This is a genomic window from Streptomyces sp. URMC 123 (genome assembly GCF_051386515.1).
In the GTDB taxonomy this organism is placed as follows: domain Bacteria; phylum Actinomycetota; class Actinomycetes; order Streptomycetales; family Streptomycetaceae; genus Streptomyces.
The window spans coordinates 1-2089 of sequence record NZ_JBPQTV010000558.1 but is presented as its reverse complement, the minus strand read 5'-3'; the positions used below and the strand labels follow the sequence as shown (position 1 = coordinate 2089).

Annotated in this window: 3 protein-coding genes; all 3 read right to left on the bottom strand. The window is 73.5% G+C overall.

Annotation, left to right across the window (positions count from 1 at the left end; all coding sequences use genetic code 11):
• Positions 1 to 258 precede the first annotated feature (258 nt).
• The 3 genes from ACSNOD_RS30700 to ACSNOD_RS30690 all read right to left on the bottom strand — a co-directional run bounded on the left by ACSNOD_RS30700 (position 259) and on the right by ACSNOD_RS30690 (position 1918).
• Complete coding sequence (locus tag ACSNOD_RS30700; protein WP_313879519.1) at positions 259 to 342, bottom strand: putative leader peptide; 84 nt, start codon at positions 340 to 342, stop codon at positions 259 to 261.
• A gap of 119 nt (positions 343 to 461) precedes the next feature.
• Positions 462 to 998, bottom strand: a complete 537-nt coding sequence (locus tag ACSNOD_RS30695) for a GNAT family N-acetyltransferase (RefSeq protein ID WP_436770354.1) — start codon at positions 996 to 998, stop codon at positions 462 to 464.
• Positions 999 to 1189: 191 nt separating this feature from the next.
• On the bottom strand, positions 1190 to 1918 hold the full coding sequence (locus ACSNOD_RS30690) for a class F sortase (RefSeq protein ID WP_436770353.1): 729 nt from the start codon (positions 1916 to 1918) through the stop codon (positions 1190 to 1192).
• Positions 1919 to 2089 lie beyond the last annotated feature (171 nt).

The following is a 2089-nucleotide window of genomic DNA, read 5'->3' as shown; positions in this document are numbered from 1 at the left end:
CCGGCGGGGCCGGGGCGTACGGCGCGTCCACCGCCGGCGCGGAACGGGGCGTCGCCGTGGGGGCGGGGCTCCTGGTGCGAGGCGGTGGGGAAGGCCGGGTGCCGGTACGACGCCCGGTTCGTCCCCGTGGATACCGCTATGCCACAGGGGACGCGGTACGGCGGAGCGCGGTGGGGCGGAGGGGTGTCCGGCGGAGTCGGAACGTGCTCGCGCGTCCACGGCGATGGGGACGGCGGCGGCGCGGCGGTGCTGTGACTGTCAGCTCGCCGGACAGATGGCGCTGGACATGCGGCCGAGATCGACGTGGCGTCGACTCACCAAGGCGATTCCAGCTCGGGACATGACGGAAGGGTGGCACGCGCCGGTTTGGACCGTCCACCATTATCCACAATGTGGACATGGCTGTCCCATTGTGTGGGACAGCCATGTGAATCGCGGGGGCCGGCCGGGCCGGCGGGCCCTCACTCCTCGACGGTGCGGAAGACGCGGAAGCCGCGCCGCCGGTAGTTCTCCAGCGCGTACGGGCCGTCCTTGCTGCAGGTGTGCAGCCAGACCCGCTTGGTCGGCGGCAGCTCGGGCCGGCGCTCGCCCAGGTCCCAGGCGCGGGCCGTGCCCACGGTGAGCAGATGGCCGCCGATCCCCCGGCCCCGGAAGTCCGGCAGCAGCCCGAAGTAGCGGATCTCCACCGCGCCCTCGTCCGCCCCCTCCTCCCCGGCCATCAGCTCGATGTAGCCGGCCGGGGTGCCCCGCTCGTAGGCGATCCAGGTCTCCACCCCGGGCCGCTCCACATGCGCCCGCCACTGCTCGCGCGTCCAGCCGAGCTGATCGGTCCAGCTCACATCGGCGCCGACCGTCGTGTAGAGGAACCGGCTGAGCTCGGGCGAGGGCAGCTCGGCCCGGATCACGCGGATATCGCGCCCGGGGGCGGGCTCGGCGGCCGGTACGAGATCGGCCGGCGAGGTCTGTTCCAGGTACCAGGTGGTCACGGTGGTGCTCATGCGTCCATCCCATCACGCCCGCCCGGGAGCGCGGACGCGATGGGATGGCGACGGGATGGGGTGGAGACGGGATGGCGTCGAGATGGGATGGAACGGCGATGGCACCGTTGTCCATCATGCGGACGGGGTGACCGGCCACTGGACGGGCGGGGCGGGGCCGGGCCCCGCCGGGAGGCCCGCGCCGCACCGCCTCAGCGCACCGCGACCATCTTGGCGAAGACGACCACATTGGAGTCGTAGCCGTTGGCCTTCGAGTAGCCGCCGCCGCAGGTGATGACCCGCAGCTCCGGCTTGCCGGTGTCGCCGTACACCTTCTCGGCGGGAAACGCGTCCTTGTCGAAGACCTCCACGCCGTACGTCTCGAAGACGGCCGTGCGCCCGTCCTGCCGCTGCACCTCCACCTGCTGGCCCTTCTTCAGCGCGCCGAGGCTGTAGAAGACGACCGGGCCCTGCTTGTTGTCCACGTGCCCGACCAGCACCGCCGTGCCCTGCTCGCCCGGGGTGACGGCGTCCCGGAACCAGCCCGCCAGGTTCTTCTCCTCGGCCGGCGGCGACTCCACCCACCCCTCCGCGTCCACCCCCAGCGAGGTCAGCGGGGCGTCCACCCCGATCGCCGGGATGCGCACCCGGTTGGGCTCGGAGGAGGGCAGCGCGGCCGGCTCCGCCGGGGCGGCCTGCCGGTCCTGCGGGGCGTTCGGCTCCGCCGCGGCCGACGGGGCGGTGGAGGGCGCCGGGGTGGCCTGGGAGCGGCTGTCCGCCCGGGATGCGACGGAGGGCTGCGGCGGGCCCGGCAGCTCGAAGGTCCCGTTCCGTATCAGCGCGACGCCGATCAGGAGGACGAGCGCTATCAGTCCCCAGGGGGGACGCTTGCGCCGCACCGGTCTGTGCCGGCCTCGCCTGCGCTGATTCCCGCTGCGCATCTGACTCCCCTCGGGGCGTGCCACGGGTCCCCGGTGCCTGGGGGACCGTCTAACGGCACGCTAGGTCGGGGTGCACGGCGCGGCGACAGCAGAACGGCGAACGGGTGGCGGGCGAACGGGTGGCCTGGGAGCCGTCGGTGGAGGGACGGGTGGTGGAGGGACGGGTGGCCG